This is a genomic window from Pseudomonas sp. LBUM1656 (genome assembly GCF_059716065.1).
Genome location: NZ_CP166800.1, coordinates 2,046,844 through 2,065,206 on the forward strand (window position 1 = coordinate 2,046,844; position 18,363 = coordinate 2,065,206).

Genomic DNA, 18,363 nt, shown 5'->3' on the forward strand with positions numbered 1-18,363 from the left:
ATTACTCTGCGGTATGTGCGTCGGTGGCGCAGGCGGGTTTGCCAGCAGCGTATTTAAGACTTGGGTCGACCAGCGCGTCGAAGCGTTTCAATGCTTCGGAGCCGATCAAGAGCGGATATTGGAAGGCACTTCGGTCAGTTAGGTTCACTTCGATGCTGCGTAAAGCCGAACCCATGCAGATATCCAGCTCGATCACCGGACGGGCGGTGTACTTCTTGCCTTCATCCGGGTCGTAGTCGCCGGCACGGCGCTTGATCTTGCTGACGCGGGCCAGTGGCCGCTCGATAGGGTGCGAATGCGCGGCGTCGATGGCCAGATAGAAGCGCACCCAGGACTCGCCATTGCGTTTGAAACGTTTGATATCGCGGGCACTCAAGGACGCTGTTTTCGCCCCGGTGTCGAGTTTGGCGGCGACTTCAAGGTCGATGCCATTCAGGGAAGCGTACTCGTTGAGGCCGTACACGGTCTTTTCCCCCGCCGCGGCGAAACCGGGCAGGCAAAGAAGATAAAGGAAGGTGGGGAAGGGCTTGAGTCTCATAAATCCTGGTGCGCAGCGGTCCGTGTTTCGATTCAAGGCCCTGGCATCACTGCGCAAGCTCCCTCGTATGCCTGTCAACTATTTATGACAAGCCGTGCAGATGTCACAAACAAATGCGGGCGGCATTCTAGCACGGTGGGTTTATGGCGCCACCGCTGGCGGGCGGCTATAAACAGAGGGGCTGCTTCGTTGTGGTGCAGTCGGTTATTAGACGATTGTCGACAATACCTATTTATCCTTTGACTGTTGCGCCTGTTTTCGCTAGTTTTTGCGGCATTGGCTTTAAAGGTGTCGACAATATGTTGGATCAACCCGATCCCCCGGTGGTTACGCAAGACGAGTCGGAGACGCTTTCCGAAAACGTTTTCCGCCGCATTCAGGCGGCCATCGTCAAAGGCGAGATCGCTCCGGGCAGCAAGATTTCCGAACCGGAACTGGCCCGTACCTATGGCATCAGCCGCGGACCGCTGCGCGAGGCGATCCATCGTCTGGAAGGCCAGCGCCTGCTGGTTCGGGTGCCGCACGTCGGGGCGCGGGTGGTTTCGCTGAGCCATGCCGAGCTGCTGGAGCTCTACGAGATTCGCGAATCCCTTGAAGGCATGGCCTGCCGCCTGGCGGCCGAGCGCATGACCGTCGAAGAAATCGACGAACTGCGCCGGGTCCTCGAAACCCACGAGCGCGATGAGGCGTTTCAGGCAGGCGTTGGTTATTACCAGCAGGAAGGCGACTTCGACTTCCATTACCGGATCATCCAGGGCAGCGGCAACCGCACCTTGACGCAAATGCTCTGCGGCGAGCTCTATCAGCTGGTGCGCATGTACCGCATCCAGTTTTCCACCACACCCAATCGCCCGCACCAGGCCTTTGCCGAACACCACCGAATTCTCGACGCCATCGCCGACCGTGACGGTGAGCTAGCCGAGTTGTTGATGCGCCGCCACATCGGCGCCTCCAAACGCAATATCGCCCGTCACTACCAGGACGGCGCTAACCAGACAGCCACTGAACGAGGTGAGTCATGAGTTCCAACAAGAGCACTCCAGGCCAGCGTTTCCGCGATGCGGTCGCCAGCGAACATCCGCTGCAAGTCGTCGGCGCGATCAACGCCAACCATGCGCTGCTGGCCAAGCGCGCCGGTTTCAAGGCTATTTACCTGTCGGGTGGCGGGGTGGCTGCCGGCTCCCTCGGCGTTCCGGACCTGGGCATCACCGGCCTGGATGACGTGCTGACCGACGTTCGTCGCATTACCGACGTGTGCGACCTGCCGCTGCTGGTGGACGTGGACACCGGTTTCGGCTCCTCGGCGTTCAACGTCGCGCGCACCGTCAAGTCGATGATCAAGTTCGGCGCGGCGGCGATTCACATCGAAGACCAGGTCGGCGCCAAGCGCTGCGGTCACCGTCCGAATAAAGAGATCGTGTCGCTGCAGGAAATGGTCGACCGGATCAAGGCTGCTGTTGATGCGCGTACCGATGACAGCTTCGTGATCATGGCCCGCACCGATGCGCTGGCAGTGGAAGGTCTGGAATCCGCACTGGATCGCGCCGCGGCGTGCATCGAGGCCGGCGCCGACATGATCTTCCCGGAAGCCATCACCGAACTGGACATGTACAAGCTGTTCGCCAACCGCGTGAAAGCGCCGATCCTGGCCAACATCACCGAATTCGGCGCGACTCCGCTGTACACCACCGATCAACTTGCCGCTGCCGACGTGTCGCTGGTGCTATACCCATTGTCCGCGTTCCGCGCGATGAACAAGGCGGCGGAAAACGTCTACACCGCGATCCGCCGCGACGGCACGCAACAGAACGTCATCGACACCATGCAAACCCGCATGGAACTTTACGACCGCATCGACTACCACACCTTCGAGCAGAAGCTCGATGCGTTGTTCGCCGCGAAGAAGTAACGACAAAGCAACGTTGCAAATGAACACGTTTTTGTAGCAGCTGCCGAGCCCGCGAGGCTGCGTTCGAGGCCGAAGGACTCGCCGGTCGGGCGACGCGATTTTCCAGGTGTAACGCGTCGTCAGGTTTTACGACTTCTGCGCAGCCGGACGCTGCCTCGCGGTGCTCGACAGCTGCTACAGAGTCAGATGCACACCTGAAAGAAATTGCAGATTCCCTGACAAATTCAAGAAAACTGGAGACAGCAATGGCCGAAGCAAAAGTACTCAGTGGCGCCGGGCTCCGTGGCCAGGTTGCCGGGCAAACCGCTCTGTCCACCGTGGGCCAGTCGGGCGCAGGCCTGACCTATCGCGGCTACGACGTTCGCGAACTGGCGGCTGACGCGCAATTCGAAGAAGTGGCTTACCTGCTGCTTTACGGCGAACTGCCGACCAAGGCACAACTCGCCGCTTACATCAGCAAACTGGGCAAGCTGCGCGACCTGCCGCAAGCGCTGAAAGAAGTGCTGGAACGCATCCCCGCCGACGCCCACCCGATGGACGTGATGCGCACCGGTTGCTCGTTCCTGGGCAACATCGAACCGGAGAAAGACTTCTCCGAACAACACGACGTGACCGACCGCCTGCTGGCCGCGTTCCCGGCGATCATGTGCTACTGGTATCGCTTCAGCCACGACGGCAAGCGCATCAGCTGCGTGAGCGACGAGCAATCCATCGGCGGCCACTTCCTGCACCTGCTGCACGACAAGAAGCCGAGCGAGTTGCACGTCAAAGTGATGAACGTTTCGCTGATCCTCTACGCGGAACACGAGTTCAACGCCTCGACTTTCACCGCACGGGTATGCGCGTCGACCCTGTCGGACATGTATTCCTGCGTCACCGCGGCCATCGGTTCGCTGCGCGGTCCGCTGCACGGCGGCGCCAACGAAGCGGCGATGGAAATGATCGAGCGTTTCAGTTCGCCGGAAGAGGCGATCAAAGGCACCCTCGGCATGCTTGAGCGCAAGGACAAGATCATGGGCTTCGGCCACGCGATCTATAAGGACAACGATCCGCGCAACGAGGTGATCAAGGGCTGGTCGAAAAAACTGGCTGACGAAGTGGGCGACACCGTGCTGTTCCCGGTCTCCGAAGCCATCGACAAGACCATGTGGGAGCAGAAGAAGCTGTTCCCGAACGCCGACTTCTACCACGCGTCGACGTACCACTTCATGGGCATTCCGACCAAGTTGTTCACACCGATCTTCGTCTGCTCGCGCCTGACCGGCTGGGCAGCGCACGTGTTCGAACAACGTGCCAACAACCGCATCATCCGCCCAAGCGCCGAGTACGTCGGCGTCGAACAGCGCAAGTTCGTGCCAATCGAACAACGCTGAATGGTGGGGGTTACCGCACCGGTTGCTGATTGAACCGAACCCCACTGTGGGAGCGGGCTTGCTCGCGAAGACGGACTGACATTCAACATCGATGTCGGCTGATACACCGCTTTCGCGAGCAAGCCCGCTCCCACATGTGAACCGGTTTCAACTCAGGCCCGGTGCCCAGGCCCCACCTTTTGTAACCACCGTGACCGAGTCCTGACGATGAACACTGAATTCCGCAAACCGCTGCCCGGCAGCCATCTGGATTACTTCGACGTCCGCGCGGCTGTCGAGGCCATCCAGCCCGGCGCCTACGACACTCTGCCGTACACCTCCCGCGTGCTGGCGGAAAACCTGGTGCGTCGCTGCGACCCGGCCACGCTCACCGAATCCCTGAAGCAATTTATCGAGCGCAAGCGCGACCTCGATTTCCCGTGGTTTCCGGCCCGCGTGGTGTGCCACGACATTCTCGGCCAGACCGCTCTGGTCGACCTCGCCGGACTGCGTGACGCCATCGCCCTGCAAGGTGGCGACCCGGCGCAAGTGAACCCGGTGGTGCCGACGCAATTGATCGTCGACCACTCCCTGGCCGTCGAGCGCGGTGGTTTCGATCCGGAGGCGTTCGAGAAGAACCGCGCCATCGAAGACCGTCGCAACGAAGACCGTTTCCACTTCATCAACTGGACCAAAAAGGCCTTCAAGAACGTTGATGTGATCCCGCCGGGCAACGGGATCATGCACCAGATCAACCTGGAGAAAATGTCTCCGGTGATCCAGGTGCGCGACGGCGTGGCATTCCCCGACACCTGCGTCGGCACCGACAGCCACACTCCGCACGTCGATGCGCTGGGCGTGATCGCCATCGGTGTCGGTGGTCTGGAAGCTGAAAGCGTGATGCTCGGCCGCGCGTCGTGGATGCGTCTGCCGGAAAGCGTCGGCGTTGAACTGACCGGCAAGCTGCAACCGGGTATCACCGCCACCGACATGGTGCTGGCACTGACCGAGTTCCTGCGCAAGCAAAAAGTCGTCGGCGCATGGCTGGAATTCTTCGGCGAAGGCGCCGCCGCGCTGACCCTCGGCGACCGCGCAACCATTTCCAACATGGCCCCGGAATACGGCGCCACGGCGGCGATGTTCTACATCGATCAGCAAACCATCGACTACCTCAAACTCACCGGCCGTGAAGACGAGCAAGTGCAGTTGGTCGAGAACTATGCCAAGACCACTGGTCTGTGGGCTGACAGCTTGAAGCATGCGCAATATGAACGTGGGTTGAGCTTCAACCTGTCTTCGGTGGTGCGCAACATGGCCGGCCCGAGCAACCCGCACGCCCGTGTGGCGGTGTCGGATCTGGCCGCCAAAGGCATCTCCGGCCAGTGGGACGATGTGCCGGGGCAAATGCCGGACGGCGCGGTGATCATCGCCGCCATCACCAGTTGCACCAACACCAGCAACCCGCGCAACGTCATTGCCGCCGGCTTGCTGGCGCGCAACGCCAACAAACTCGGGTTGACCCGCAAGCCGTGGGTCAAATCGTCCCTGGCGCCGGGCTCGAAAACCGTGGCGCTGTACCTCGACGAGGCTGGCCTCACCAGCGAACTGGAGCAACTCGGTTTCGGCATCGTGGCTTTTGCCTGCACCACCTGCAACGGCATGTCCGGTGCACTGGATCCGGTGATCCAGCAAGAGATCATCGACCGCGATCTATACGCCACCGCTGTGCTCTCCGGTAACCGCAACTTCGACGGCCGGATTCACCCGTACGCCAAGAACGCCTTCCTCGCTTCGCCGCCGTTGGTGGTCGCTTACGCCATCGCCGGGACCATCCGTTTCGACATCGAAAAAGATGTGTTGGGTGTGGTCGACGGCAAGGAAATCCGCCTGAAAGACGTCTGGCCAAGCGACGAAGAAATCGACGCGGTGGTGAAAGCCTCGGTCAAACCGGAGCAGTTCCGTCAGGTCTACATTCCGATGTTCGCCATCCATGAAGACACCGGCCCGAAAGTGACGCCGCTGTACGACTGGCGCGAGATGAGCACCTACATCCGCCGTCCGCCGTACTGGGAAGGCGCGTTGGCTGGCGCACGTCCGCTCAAGGGCATGCGCCCATTGGCGGTGCTGCCGGACAACATCACCACCGATCACCTGTCGCCGTCGAACGCGATCATGCTCGACAGCGCCGCCGGCGAATACCTGGCGAAAATGGGCCTGCCGGAAGAGGACTTCAACTCTTACGCCACGCACCGCGGTGACCACCTGACCGCGCAACGCGCGACTTTCGCCAACCCGAAACTGTTCAACGAAATGGTTCAGGAAAACGGCAAGGTCAAGCAGGGTTCTTTGGCTCGCGTCGAGCCGGAAGGCCAGGTCATGCGCATGTGGGAAGCCATCGAAACCTACATGGAGCGCAAGCAGCCGCTGATCATCATCGCCGGCGCCGACTACGGTCAGGGTTCGTCCCGCGACTGGGCAGCGAAGGGCGTGCGTCTGGCGGGTGTGGAAGCGATTGCCGCTGAAGGTTTCGAGCGCATCCACCGCACCAACCTGGTGGGCATGGGCGTGTTGCCGCTGGAGTTCAAACCAGGCACCGACCGTCATACCCTGGCCATCGACGGCAGCGAAACTTATGACGTGATCGGTTTACGCACACCGCGCGCCGACCTGACACTGGTGATCAATCGCAAGAACGGCGAACGCGTCGAAGTGCCGGTGACCTGCCGTCTCGACACCGCCGAAGAAGTGTCGATCTACGAGGCGGGTGGCGTGTTGCAGCGCTTCGCGCAGGACTTCCTCGAAGAGTCGGCGGTTGCCGTCTAAAACATGCTTTGCGGGCAGGGGATTTCAAGTCCCTTGCCCGCTATGAAGGAGCACCAATGGCTCACGCACCTCAGATCAAAATCCCCGCCACCTACATGCGCGGCGGCACCAGCAAAGGCGTGTTCTTCAGCCTGAAGGATTTGCCCGAAGCCGCACAGGTTCCCGGCCCCGCACGCGATGCCTTGTTGCTGCGCGTGATCGGCAGCCCCGACCCGTACGACAAGCAAATCGACGGAATGGGCGGCGCGACCTCCAGCACCAGCAAAACCGTGATCCTGTCAAAAAGCACCAAGGCTGATCACGACGTCGATTACCTGTTCGGTCAGGTCTCCATCGACAAGCCTTTCGTCGACTGGAGCGGCAACTGCGGCAACCTGTCGGCCGCCGTCGGCTCGTTCGCCATCAGCAACGGTCTGGTGGACGCCAGCCGCATCCCGCAGAACGGAATTGCCGTGGTGCGCGTATGGCAAGCCAACATCGGCAAGACCATCATCGCCCACGTGCCGATCACCAACGGTGAAGTGCAGGAAACCGGTGATTTCGAACTCGACGGCGTGACCTTTCCCGCCGCCGAGGTGCAGGTCGAATTTATGGACCCGGCCGCGGAAGAAGAGGGCGGCGGTGGTTCGATGTTCCCCACCGGTAATCTGGTGGATGACCTCGAAGTGCCCGGCGTCGGCACCTTCAAGGCGACCATGATCAACGCCGGCATACCGACGATTTTCGTCAACGCCGAAGACATCGGTTACACCGGCACCGAGTTGCAGGGTGCGATCAATGGCGATCCGAAAGCCTTGCTGATGTTCGAGACCATCCGAGCGTATGGTGCGTTGCGCATGGGCTTGATCAAGGACCTGGACGAAGCGGCCAAGCGTCAGCACACGCCCAAGGTTGCCTTTGTGGCCAAGCCGGCGGAATACGTGTCGTCCAGCGGAAAAACCGTGGCGGCAAGCGATGTCGACCTGCTGGTGCGCGCGCTGTCGATGGGCAAGTTGCACCACGCGATGATGGGCACGGCGGCGGTTGCCATCGGTACTGCGGCGGCGATTTCCGGGACGTTGGTAAACCTCGCCGCCGGTGGCATCGAACGCAATGCCGTGCGCTTCGGGCATCCGTCCGGCACGTTGCGCGTGGGTGCCGAGGCCAGCCAGGTGAACGGTGAGTGGACGGTGAACAAAGCCATCATGAGCCGCAGTGCGCGGGTGTTGATGGAAGGCTTTGTGCGCGTGCCGGGTGATTCCTTCTGACCCGACACCGAACCACTGTGGGAGCGGGCATGCTCGCGAAAGCGGTGGGTCAGCTTGCATCGATGTCGGATGTGCCGCCGTCTTCGCGAGCAAGCCCGCTCCCACAGTTTGATTGGATTACCAAAATAAGATCGATGTAACCCACTGAGATTGCCCCCTGAACCGAGGTCCCATCAACGAACCACTTCAAGAGTGAATCGAACATGAGCGCCAACGTCGACCTGAACAACCGCCCCGACTACGACACCGTCCTGCAGGACATCGCCGATTACGTCCTCAACTTCAAAATCGAATCCAAAGAAGCTTTGGACACCGCCCGCAACTGCCTGATCGACACCCTCGGCTGCGGTCTGCTGGCCCTGCGCTTTCCCGAATGCACCAAACACCTTGGCCCGATCGTCGAAGGCACCGTCGTCCCGTTCGGCGCCCGGGTTCCCGGCACCAGTTTTCGGCTCGATCCCGTCAAAGCGGCGTGGGACATCGGCTGCATCGTGCGTTGGCTCGATTACAACGACACCTGGCTCGCCGCCGAATGGGGTCATCCGTCCGATAACCTCGGCGGCATTCTCGCCGTGGCCGACCACCTCTCGCAAAAACGCCTGGCCAATGGCGATGCGCCGCTGACCATTCGCGCTGTGCTCGAAGCCATGATCATGGCCCACGAGATTCAAGGCGTGATCGCACTAGAAAACTCCTTCAATCGTGTAGGGCTTGATCACGTCATCCTGGTGAAAGTCGCCTCGACCGCCGTGACCGCCAAACTCATGGGCGCCAATCGCGAGCAACTACTGTCAGCGTTATCCCACGCCTTTGCCGACGGTCAGGCGCTGCGCACCTATCGACATGCGCCGAATGCCGGGTCGCGCAAATCTTGGGCGGCGGGCGATGCGTCCAGCCGGGGCGTGCGCCTGGCGGACATTGCGCTGCGCGGCGAGATGGGCATTCCCGGCGTGCTGACGGCTAAACAGTGGGGCTTTTACGACGTGTTATTCAGCCACACCAACAACGATCTGGCGCTCAAGCCCGAAGACAAACGCGGGCTGAGCTTCTCCCGCACCTACGGCACTTATGTGATGGAAAACGTGCTGTTCAAAATCAGCTTTCCCGCCGAATTCCACGCGCAAACTGCCTGCGAAGCGGCGGTGGCCCTGCACCCGCAAGTCAGAAACCGCCTGCACGAAATCGACAAAATCGTCATCACCACCCACGAATCGGCGATCCGCATCATTTCCAAGGTTGGCCCTTTGGCCAATGCCGCCGACCGCGATCACTGCATTCAGTACATGACCGCCGTACCGCTGGCGTTTGGCAATCTGGTGGCCGAGCAGTACGAAGATGATTTCCATGCCGCGCACCCGATCATCGACGTGTTGCGGGAAAAAATGGTCATCGTCGAAGACCCGCGCTTCACCCGCGAATACCTGGAAGCCGACAAGCGTTCCATCGCCAACGCGATCCAGGTGTTTTTCAAGGACAGCTCCAGCACCGACAACGTGGTGGTCGAGTACCCGATCGGCCACCGCCGTCGCCGTGTCGATGGCATTCCGCTGCTGGAAGACAAGTTCAAGGCCAACCTGGCGACGCGCTTCACCGCGCAGCGCAGTAATGAGATTTTTGCTTTATGTAAGGATCAGGCTGCGTTGGAAGCTACGCCAGTAAACCGCTTCGTCGACCTGTTCGTTATCTAACGGGTATGCACTCCGATCTGATTGAACGATGCAAAACCCTGTAGCAGCTGTCGAGTGAAACGAGGCTGCGATCTTTTGACCTTCGCTTTTAAAAGCAACATCAAAAGATCGCAGCCTCGTTTCACTCGACAGCTGCTACAGGTCTGTTTTAAGTCGCTGAACCATTTTTTCGACGGGTAATTTGGTGATGGCAAAACCCGTCAGCAAAATCGCCGAATACATCATCAGTTCTCGGGACACGGCTTGCCCCTCGTACCATGCACCAATCACTACCGCGAACACCGGAAAAATAATAAACACGAACGACAAAATGATCGGGCTCAGGCGTTTGAGCAGCAAAAAGTAAACGATGAAGCCGCCCACCGAAGCCACCAGTCCCAGATACAACAGGGCCCCCCATGAACGTGCGGTAATGTCATCGAACACCGGCGCCTCAACGCTCAAACCCGCCACAAACAGCATCAAGCCAGCCAGGCCGATGGGCAGTGTGTTGTAAGTAATCACGCTGATCGCACTGCCTTGTTTTTTTGTGATCACGTAACACAGCGCATGCATCACCGCCGCCGCCAGAATCGCCAGTACGCCGAAGAGTTCAGCATGGTCCAGGTGCAACCCCTGACTGCGGATGATCATGAACAGACTGCCAAATCCGATAGCAATGCCGAGCACCTGCGAGGGGTAGATTTTTTCCCGTAGAAACATGGCGGAAAAAATCAGGATGAACACCGGCATGCAGCTGAACAGCAAAGCGGTCAGGCCGGACGAAACGTGCATCTCGCCGTAGTTGAGCAAGTAATACGGCAGGCTGAAATACGTCAACGTGACGAACACGAAAAACCAGCGGCTTTGCCGTGGAAACAGCAGCGGCTCGCGACGCAGCAGGGCGAAGCTCAAAAACAGCGGAAAGGCGATCAGAAAACGCAGGCCGGCGGCGGTCAGTGGCGGCACGCTTTCGACGGCAATCTTGATGCCCAGCCACGTAGTGCCCCAGCTCAGGCAAACGATCAGGAACAACAGGCTGGTGACCAGCCCGGCAATCCAGGGTTTTCGAATACTTGAAGAGGTGCTGAGGGCCATGGACATGATCGTGCTCCTGCGTCGTTGGATTGACCCGGTTACCAAATAGGTCTATCCCTGATTGAACCTGTTTTCAGCACGCTATTCGGGATGGAAATGACTGTCAAAGTAAGTATTGCCACGGTGTCAATCCTGCGCGAAGGCTTGGATCGGGGCCGCGGTGTGAAGTACAAGCGTCTGGCCGAAGCTCTCGAAAAAAGCATTGGCGAAGGCTTGATCGAGCCTGGCAGCAAACTGCCGCCCCATCGTTTGTTGGCGGACAGCCTGGGCGTAACCATTGGCACCATCAGTCGTGCGTATGGCGAGCTGGAGCGGGTAGGGCTGGTCGTGGCCCGTGTAGGAGATGGCACTTATGTGCGTCAGCGCGGGCTGGAACGGCCGCGCGATTCTGGCTTTCGCAATGTCAGCGACGAGCCTCAGCCGTACTTCGATATGAGTCGGAATCAGCCGATACCGGGGCAGGAAGCAACCTTTCTGAGTCAAAGCCTGCAGGCCTTGGCCAGCGTCCCGCACACCTTGCAATCGCTCAGCGGTTATACGGCCGATGCCGGATCACCGCGCCACCGTGCGGCAGGTGCCCAATGGCTGCGGCATCAGGCATTCGTACCAAGCGCCGAGCAGATCATTTGCGTCAATGGCGGCCAGCACGGCCTGCTCTGCGTGCTGATGGCGCTGCTCAAGCCCGGCGACACATTGGTCACCGAGCAATTGACTTACCCGGGGCTGATCAGCGTTGCCCGCATGCTCGGCATCAAGCTGATCGGTGTCGGGATGGATGACGAAGGACTGTTGCCCGATGCACTGTCGGACGTTTGCCAGAATCATCGGGTGTCAGCGCTTTACTGCACGCCAACCATCCAGAATCCTACGGCGGCGGTGATGTCGGTCCCACGACGCGAAGCGATCGCCGAGGTCTGTCGCCAGCACAATCTGCTGCTCATCGAGGACGAAGCCCACGCCGTACTGGCGCAGCAGCGTCCATTGCCCTTGAGTCACTTTGCCCCGGAGCGCTCGGTGTTGATCGGCAGTCTGAGCAAAGCGGTTTCGGCGGGGTTGCGGGCGGGGTATCTGCACGCGCCGCAACCGTTGATCGGACGCTTGAGCGCCGCGGTGCGCGGGACTTGCTGGATGGCGAATCCGCTGTCGATGGAACTGGCGACGGCGTGGATCGAAGACGGGATCGCCGAACAGTTGCTGGGGCAGCAGATTGTCGAAATCAGCCGCCGCAAGCGTTTGGTCAGCGCAGTGTTAGAAGAGGTCGGGTACAAGACTCATCCCCATAGCCCACACTTCTGGATCAGAGTGCCCGAACCGTGGCGGGCGTCGCAGATTGCGGCGGAGCTCAAGCAGAACAATTATCTGGTGGCCACCGCGGAGGCGTTTGCGGTCGGGCATGGGGCGGTACCGCAGTTTATTCGGGCGAGTGTGTGTCATTCGGCGGGGGATGATGGGCTGTTGTTGCAAGGGTTTGAAGCGTTGGCGGGGGCACTGGCCGAGATCGTGTAATCGTTTTTCGCGAGCAAGCCCGCTCCCACATTTGACCGTGTTCCTCTGTCACGACTCGGTCGAATGTGGGAGCAGGCTTGCTCGCGAAGGCGGTGTAACTATCGCGCAATAACTACTTGAACCGCCGCTCAACCCCTTTCTCCACCAGAATCTTCGCCGAAATCTCTTCCACGGAAAAATGCGTGGAATTGATGTTGGGAATGTTCTCGCGACGGAACAGGTTCTCCACCTCGCGCACTTCGAACTCGCACTGGGCGTAGCTCGAATAGCGGCTGTTGGGCTTGCGCTCGTTGCGGATGGCGGTGAGGCGGTCCGGGTCGATGGTCAGGCCGAACAGCTTGTGCTGGTGGGCGCGCAGGGCGTTAGGCAAGGTCAGGCGTTCCATGTCGTCTTCGGTCAGCGGGTAGTTGGCCGCACGGATGCCGAATTGCATGGCCATGTACAGGCACGTCGGTGTCTTACCACAACGCGACACGCCCACTAGGATGAGATCGGCCTTGTCGTAATAATGCGTGCGCGCGCCGTCGTCGTTGTCTAGGGCGAAGTTCACCGCCTCGATGCGTTCCATGTAATTGGAGTTGCCGCCAATGGAATGGGACTTGCCGACGGTGTAGGAAGAATGCTCGGTCAGTTCCTGTTCAAGCGGCGCCAGGAAGGTCGAGAAAATGTCGATCATGAAACCATTGGACGTTGCGAGGATCTCACGGATGTCCTGATTGACGATGGTGTCGAAGATGATCGGCCGAAAGCCGTCGGTTTCGGCGGCTTTGTTGATTTGTTGTACCATGGCCCGCGCTTTATCCACGTTGTCGATGTACGGACGCGTGAATTTGCTGAAGGTAATGTTTTCGAACTGCGCCAGGAGGCTTTGGCCGAGGGTTTCGGCTGTGATGCCGGTGCCGTCGGAAATAAAGAAAGCAGATCGTTTCATTTGCACCTTGGGCCTTAAGCTAGTGACGAATCTTGGATATAGTAGGCGCGATTTGCCGGCCGCCAGTGGCCCGCATTCTCACTTATTTTCCAGGTCCAGGCCATACAGCCGGTAAACGCTCCCCCGAGCCGCCGGCTTCTGAGCTTTTCCAACACAGTTAGTGGAGAGATCACCTTGGTAGAGTACGTAGTTTCCCTCGATAAGCTCGGCGTCCATGATGTAGAGCACGTAGGGGGCAAGAACGCATCCCTGGGCGAGATGATCAGTAACCTTGCAGGTGCCGGTGTATCGGTGCCCGGTGGCTTCGCCACGACAGCTCAGGCTTATCGTGATTTTCTGGAACTGAGCGGCCTGAACGATCAGATCCATGCCGCCCTCGACGCCCTGGACGTCGATGATGTCAACGCCCTGGCCAAGACTGGCGCCCAGATCCGTCAATGGATCATGGAAGCCGAATTCCCCGAGAAGCTCAACGCCGAGATCCGCACCGCGTTCGCCACGCTGTCGGCCGGCAACCCTGACATGGCCGTGGCCGTGCGCTCTTCCGCTACCGCCGAAGACCTGCCGGACGCTTCCTTCGCCGGTCAGCAGGAAACTTTCCTGAACATCCGTGGTGTCGAAAACGTCATTCGCGCCGCCAAAGAGGTGTTCGCTTCGCTGTTTAACGACCGCGCGATTTCCTACCGCGTCCACCAGGGCTTCGACCACAAGCTGGTGGCCCTGTCGGCTGGCGTGCAGCGCATGGTCCGCTCCGAAACCGGCACCGCCGGCGTGATGTTCACCCTCGATACCGAATCGGGCTTCCGTGACGTGGTGTTCATCACCGGCGCCTACGGCCTGGGTGAAACCGTCGTACAAGGCGCGGTGAACCCGGATGAGTTCTACGTCCACAAAGGCACGTTGGCAGCCGGTCGTCCGGCCATCCTGCGTCGCAACCTGGGCAGCAAAGCCATCAAGATGATCTACGGCGAAGTCGCCACGGCCGGTAAATCGGTCAAGACCATCGACGTGGACAAGGCTGATCGCGCCCGTTTCTGCCTGAGCGACGCCGAAGTCAGCGAACTGGCCAAGCAAGCGATGATCATCGAGAAGCACTACAAGTGCCCGATGGACATCGAATGGGCCAAAGACGGCGACGACGGCAAGCTCTACATCGTTCAGGCCCGTCCTGAAACCGTGAAGAGCCGTACCTCGGCCAACGTCATGGAACGCTACCTGTTGAAAGAAACCGGTACCGTGCTGGTTGAAGGTCGCGCCATCGGCCAGCGCATCGGCGCCGGCAAGGTCCGCATCATCAAGGACGTGTCCGAGATGGACAAAGTCCAGCCGGGCGACGTTCTGGTTTCCGACATGACCGACCCGGACTGGGAACCGGTCATGAAGCGCGCCAGCGCCATCGTCACCAACCGTGGCGGTCGTACCTGCCACGCGGCGATCATCGCTCGCGAACTGGGCATCCCGGCCGTGGTCGGTTGCGGCAACGCCACCCAGCTGTTGAAAGACGGCCAGGGCGTGACCGTGTCCTGCGCTGAAGGCGATACTGGTTACATCTTCGAAGGCGAGCTGGGCTTCGACATCAAGAAAAACTCCGTCGATGCCATGCCTGATCTGCCGTTCAAGATCATGATGAACGTCGGCAACCCGGACCGTGCGTTCGACTTCGCGCAATTGCCGAACGCCGGTGTGGGCCTGGCCCGTCTGGAGTTCATCATCAACCGCATGATCGGTGTCCACCCCAAAGCGCTGTTGAACTACGACGGTCTGCCGCAGGAAATCAAGGACAGCGTCGACAAGCGCATTGCCGGTTACGACGATCCGGTCGGCTTCTACGTCGAGAAGCTGGTTGAAGGCATCAGTACCCTGGCCGCTGCGTTCACCCCGAAAAAGGTCATCGTGCGTCTGTCGGACTTCAAGTCCAACGAATACGCGAACCTGATCGGCGGCAAACTCTACGAGCCGGAAGAAGAGAACCCGATGCTGGGCTTCCGCGGCGCCTCGCGTTACATCAGCGAAGCGTTCCGTGACTGCTTCGAGCTCGAGTGCCGTGCCATCAAGCGCGTGCGCAACGAGATGGGCCTGACCAACGTCGAAATCATGGTGCCGTTCGTCCGTACCCTGGGCGAAGCGAGCCAGGTGATCGATCTGTTGGCCGAAAATGGCCTGGCCCGCGGCGAGAACGGTCTGCGCATCATCATGATGTGCGAACTGCCGTCCAACGCGATCCTGGCTGAAGAATTCCTTGAGTTCTTCGACGGTTTCTCCATCGGCTCTAACGACCTGACTCAGCTGACGCTGGGCCTGGACCGTGACTCCGGGATCATCGCTCACCTGTTCGACGAGCGTAATCCGGCGGTCAAGAAGTTGCTGGCCAACGCCATTGCCGCGTGCAACAAGGCTGGCAAGTACATCGGCATCTGCGGTCAGGGCCCTTCGGACCACCCTGATCTGGCCAAATGGCTGATGGAACAGGGCATCGAAAGCGTTTCGCTGAACCCCGATTCCGTACTGGAAACCTGGTTCTTCCTGGCTGAAGGTCAAGCTCCGGCTTGATGGTGTGAGTGAAAGGGCCGGTCAGTGATCGGCCCTTTTAGAGATTCAAGTAGGGCGGGCTCCTCTGGATGCCGCCCTTTTTTGTGCAAGAGCATTATGCAAAGCAGCAGCAACCTATTTCCTGTCGCCCTGATCAGCGCCGAGCGGCGCGGCGATCTGAGCGAAGATGTCTATCGTTTGAAACCCGGCAACAGTCCTGATGGCACTGTGGAGTTGGCTGTGACCCGTTTGGGCATGGCGGACGTGCCCGCGCACGGTGGCGTGCCGGTAATTCTGTTGCATGGCAGCTTTTCCAATCGACGGTTCTGGTTCTCGCCGAAAGGGCTGGGGCTGGGCGCCTACCTGACGCGTCTGGGATTCGATGTCTGGATTCCCGAAATGCGCGGGCACGGCCTGTCCCAGCGCAATCAGGACTACCGCAAGAACCGTGTTGCCGACTACGCCCGTTACGATCTGCCGGCCATTGGCGCGTTCGTTCGCGAGCAGAGCGGCCAGGTGCCGCACTGGATCGGTCACTCGCTGGGCGGCATCACGCTGGCGGCGGCGCTGGGCGGGGAATACATCGGCGAGCCTGTCGTCGCGTCTGCGGCGTTCTTCGGTACGCAGGTCAGTCGCACCTACTGGCCGTTGAAGATTCCACCGGTGGAGTGGAGTGGACGCTTCATTCTCAAGCGTTTCGCCCAGCTGTCCGGTTCACGGCTCAAGCGCGGCCCGGAGGACGAGCCTATTGGCCTGGCCCTGGAAAGCATGCGCTGGTATGGCCTGTTCGGACGCTTCGGTGATGCAGACAAGGACTGGTGGGCGGGATTGGCCGAGGTTCAACTGCCCGTGCTGGCCGTGAGCGCCGCTGGCGATCATCAGGATCCGGCGTGGGCGTGCCGCAAGTTGTTCGATCAAGTGGGTTCCGAGCACAAGCAATTCATCAACCTTGGCCGCGAGCAGGGCTTTGGCGATAATTTCGGTCACGTGGAAATGCTCGTCAGCAAAGCCGCTCAAGCCGAAGTCTGGCCATTGGTGGCGCGCTGGCTGGCCGATCAGCAAACGCCTTTGCTGGGCGAAAAGCCGGATTTGGCCGCGGCGGTCTGAGCCTGATGCTCTAACAAGGGCATTTCGCTCTGTTCGGCTTGAGGCTAAGATATGACGCATTGTGCTGTTCCGGTCACTTTGCGACACACTCGATTGTCTTCCTCTTTACAGGAGTTTCTCGATGAACCATTACCTCACGCCTGACCTGTGCGACGCCTACCCGGAGCTGGTGCAGGTGCTGGAGCCGATGTTCAGCAATTTCGGTGGCCGTGACTCGTTCGGCGGCGAAATCGTGACCATCAAGTGCTTCGAAGACAACTCGCTGGTCAAGGAACAAGCCGAGCTCAAGGGCAATGGCAAGGTGTTGGTGGTCGACGGTGGCGGTTCCCTGCGTCGCGCGCTGCTGGGCGACATGATCGCCGAGAAAGCCGCGAAAAACGGTTGGGAAGGGCTGGTGATCTACGGTTGCATCCGCGATGTCGACGTCATCGCGCAAACCGACCTGGGAGTTCAGGCCCTGGCCAGCCACCCGATGAAGACCGACAAGCGCGGCATCGGCGATCTCAACGTGGCGGTGACCTTTGCCGGCGTGACCTTCCATCCAGGCCACTACATTTATGCGGATAACAACGGCGTGATCATCTCGCCAAGCCCGCTGAAGATGCCTGAATAAAGCCGCGAATCAACAAAGGGGTGAGGATGTTCGAGGAAGACAACGCGCAGTGGGGGCTGGTGCATGCCCTGGTGCTGGATGGTAAAGGCGGCGCGCGTTCGATAGCCCGGACTGAACTCGATGACTTGCAGTTGCAGGCCCATGAAAGCCTGTGGCTGCACTGGGATCGCAGTCACCCGCAAACCCGGACCTGGCTGCGCAAATCCAGCGGTCTGAGTGAATTCAGTTGTGACCTGCTGCTCGAAGAGAACACCCGGCCACGTCTTTTGCCACTGCCGGACTCCGAACTGCTGCTGTTTCTGCGCGGGGTCAACCTGAACCCGGGCGCGGAGCCGGAAGACATGGTCTCGGTGCGGATCTTCGCTTCCGCCCAGCGCGTCATTTCCCTGCGTTTGCGTCCTTTGCGTGCTACCGACGAGTTGCTGGTGCAGCTGGCTGAAGGCAAGGGACCGAAAACCGCCTCCGAACTCATCCTTTATATGGCTCAATACCTCACCAACAAGGTGCAGGATCTGGTCAGTTGCCTGTCGGAAGTGGTCGATGAGGAAGAAGAAAAACTGGATGCCGACGAACGGTATACACCCGAGCACGGAGCCATTTTGCAGATCCGTCGCCGAGCGGCTGCACTGAAACGTTTCCTTGCTCCGCAGCGGGAAATTTTCGGACAGCTGACGCGGATAAAACTGCCGTGGTTCGTCGAAGACGATGGCGATTACTGGAACGAATTGAACAACAGCCTGACCCGTTATCTCGAGGAGCTGGAATTGACCCGGGAGCGGGTGGGGCTGGTCCTCGAGGCCGAAGACAGGCGTTTGAGCGTGCGCATGAACCGCACGATGTACCGCTTCGGGATCATCACCGGGATCTTTTTGCCGATGAGTTTCCTGACCGGTCTTCTTGGCATCAACGTCGGTGGCATTCCGTTCTCGGAAAGCCCTTACGGCTTCCTGATCGCGTGCCTGATGATGATCTCGGTGGCATTGGGGCAGTGGTGGTTATTCCGACGTTTGCGTTGGGTGTGACGATGACTCATGTGACCCGGG

The 18,363-nt window shown here is 59.9% G+C and carries 14 protein-coding genes; 11 read left to right on the forward strand and 3 right to left on the reverse strand.

Annotated features, from left to right (window positions below; genetic code table 11):
• Nucleotide 1: 1 nt before the first annotated feature.
• Complete coding sequence (rloA, locus tag ACA072_RS09240; protein ID WP_438660844.1) at nt 2–538, reverse strand: retropepsin-like aspartic peptidase RloA; 537 nt, start codon at nt 536–538, stop codon at nt 2–4.
• A gap of 299 nt (nt 539–837) precedes the next feature.
• Between rloA and ACA072_RS09245 the strand changes: the two genes are divergently transcribed.
• The 6 genes from ACA072_RS09245 (at nt 838) to prpD (ending at nt 9,557) form a co-directional block, all read left to right on the forward strand.
• Nucleotides 838–1,560 carry a GntR family transcriptional regulator gene (locus tag ACA072_RS09245; protein WP_497624050.1) on the forward strand — a complete coding sequence of 241 codons (723 nt, stop codon included), beginning with the start codon at nt 838–840 and terminating at the stop codon, nt 1,558–1,560.
• Nucleotides 1,557–2,447, forward strand: coding sequence for a methylisocitrate lyase (gene prpB / locus ACA072_RS09250; RefSeq protein ID WP_462026333.1), 891 nt, complete (start codon nt 1,557–1,559; stop codon nt 2,445–2,447). The genes ACA072_RS09245 and prpB overlap by 4 nt, the downstream gene beginning before the upstream one ends.
• A gap of 245 nt (nt 2,448–2,692) precedes the next feature.
• The gene (gene prpC / locus ACA072_RS09255; RefSeq protein ID WP_497624051.1) at nt 2,693–3,820 is read left to right on the forward strand and encodes a bifunctional 2-methylcitrate synthase/citrate synthase; all 1,128 of its coding nucleotides are present in this window, start codon (nt 2,693–2,695) and stop codon (nt 3,818–3,820) included.
• Nucleotides 3,821–4,027: 207 nt separating this feature from the next.
• Nucleotides 4,028–6,622 carry a Fe/S-dependent 2-methylisocitrate dehydratase AcnD gene (gene acnD, locus ACA072_RS09260; protein WP_497624052.1) on the forward strand — a complete coding sequence of 865 codons (2,595 nt, stop codon included), beginning with the start codon at nt 4,028–4,030 and terminating at the stop codon, nt 6,620–6,622.
• Nucleotides 6,623–6,678: 56 nt separating this feature from the next.
• Nucleotides 6,679–7,869 (forward strand): 2-methylaconitate cis-trans isomerase PrpF, encoded by a 1,191-nt coding sequence (gene prpF, locus ACA072_RS09265; RefSeq protein WP_497624053.1) that lies wholly within the window; start codon nt 6,679–6,681, stop codon nt 7,867–7,869.
• A 203-nt stretch (nt 7,870–8,072) separates the two neighbouring features.
• A complete protein-coding gene (prpD, locus tag ACA072_RS09270) occupies nt 8,073–9,557 on the forward strand; it encodes a 2-methylcitrate dehydratase (protein WP_497624054.1) in 1,485 nt (494 codons plus the stop codon).
• A gap of 135 nt (nt 9,558–9,692) precedes the next feature.
• On the opposite strand, the gene ACA072_RS09275 is transcribed toward prpD, so the two are convergent.
• Complete coding sequence (locus ACA072_RS09275; RefSeq protein ID WP_497624961.1) at nt 9,693–10,595, reverse strand: DMT family transporter; 903 nt, start codon at nt 10,593–10,595, stop codon at nt 9,693–9,695.
• A 135-nt stretch (nt 10,596–10,730) separates the two neighbouring features.
• On the opposite strand from ACA072_RS09275, the gene ACA072_RS09280 reads away from it, so the two are divergent.
• On the forward strand, nt 10,731–12,140 hold the full coding sequence (locus ACA072_RS09280) for an aminotransferase-like domain-containing protein (protein ID WP_497624055.1): 1,410 nt from the start codon (nt 10,731–10,733) through the stop codon (nt 12,138–12,140).
• A 112-nt stretch (nt 12,141–12,252) separates the two neighbouring features.
• On the opposite strand, the gene ppsR is transcribed toward ACA072_RS09280, so the two are convergent.
• Nucleotides 12,253–13,071, reverse strand: a complete 819-nt coding sequence (ppsR, locus tag ACA072_RS09285; RefSeq protein ID WP_084318745.1) for a posphoenolpyruvate synthetase regulatory kinase/phosphorylase PpsR — start codon at nt 13,069–13,071, stop codon at nt 12,253–12,255.
• A 174-nt stretch (nt 13,072–13,245) separates the two neighbouring features.
• Between ppsR and ppsA the strand changes: the two genes are divergently transcribed.
• The 4 genes from ppsA (at nt 13,246) to cmaX (ending at nt 18,342) form a co-directional block, all read left to right on the forward strand.
• Complete coding sequence (gene ppsA, locus ACA072_RS09290; protein ID WP_461957963.1) at nt 13,246–15,621, forward strand: phosphoenolpyruvate synthase; 2,376 nt, start codon at nt 13,246–13,248, stop codon at nt 15,619–15,621.
• 96 nt (nt 15,622–15,717) lie between these two features.
• Complete coding sequence (locus ACA072_RS09295) at nt 15,718–16,707, forward strand: alpha/beta fold hydrolase (protein WP_497624056.1); 990 nt, start codon at nt 15,718–15,720, stop codon at nt 16,705–16,707.
• A gap of 121 nt (nt 16,708–16,828) precedes the next feature.
• Complete coding sequence (gene rraA, locus ACA072_RS09300) at nt 16,829–17,320, forward strand: ribonuclease E activity regulator RraA (RefSeq protein ID WP_027922555.1); 492 nt, start codon at nt 16,829–16,831, stop codon at nt 17,318–17,320.
• Nucleotides 17,321–17,346: 26 nt separating this feature from the next.
• Entirely contained in the window at nt 17,347–18,342 is a 996-nt protein-coding gene (gene cmaX, locus ACA072_RS09305; protein ID WP_497624057.1) for a divalent cation transporter CmaX, read from the forward strand.
• The last annotated feature ends 21 nt before the right edge of the window (nt 18,343–18,363 follow it).

Excerpts from the sequence above, each read along its gene's own strand:
- rloA (WP_438660844.1), bottom strand. The coding sequence starts at position 538 with ATGAGACTCAAGCCCTTCCCCACCTTCCTTTATCTTCTTTGCCTGCCC.
- ACA072_RS09245 (WP_497624050.1), top strand. The coding sequence starts at position 838 with ATGTTGGATCAACCCGATCCCCCGGTGGTTACGCAAGACGAGTCGGAG.
- prpB (WP_462026333.1), top strand. The coding sequence starts at position 1,557 with ATGAGTTCCAACAAGAGCACTCCAGGCCAGCGTTTCCGCGATGCGGTC.
- prpC (WP_497624051.1), top strand. The coding sequence starts at position 2,693 with ATGGCCGAAGCAAAAGTACTCAGTGGCGCCGGGCTCCGTGGCCAGGTT.
- acnD (WP_497624052.1), top strand. The coding sequence starts at position 4,028 with ATGAACACTGAATTCCGCAAACCGCTGCCCGGCAGCCATCTGGATTAC.
- prpF (WP_497624053.1), top strand. The coding sequence starts at position 6,679 with ATGGCTCACGCACCTCAGATCAAAATCCCCGCCACCTACATGCGCGGC.
- prpD (WP_497624054.1), top strand. The coding sequence starts at position 8,073 with ATGAGCGCCAACGTCGACCTGAACAACCGCCCCGACTACGACACCGTC.
- ACA072_RS09280 (WP_497624055.1), top strand. The coding sequence starts at position 10,731 with ATGACTGTCAAAGTAAGTATTGCCACGGTGTCAATCCTGCGCGAAGGC.
- ppsR (WP_084318745.1), bottom strand. The coding sequence starts at position 13,071 with ATGAAACGATCTGCTTTCTTTATTTCCGACGGCACCGGCATCACAGCC.
- ACA072_RS09295 (WP_497624056.1), top strand. The coding sequence starts at position 15,718 with ATGCAAAGCAGCAGCAACCTATTTCCTGTCGCCCTGATCAGCGCCGAG.
- rraA (WP_027922555.1), top strand. The coding sequence starts at position 16,829 with ATGAACCATTACCTCACGCCTGACCTGTGCGACGCCTACCCGGAGCTG.
- cmaX (WP_497624057.1), top strand. The coding sequence starts at position 17,347 with ATGTTCGAGGAAGACAACGCGCAGTGGGGGCTGGTGCATGCCCTGGTG.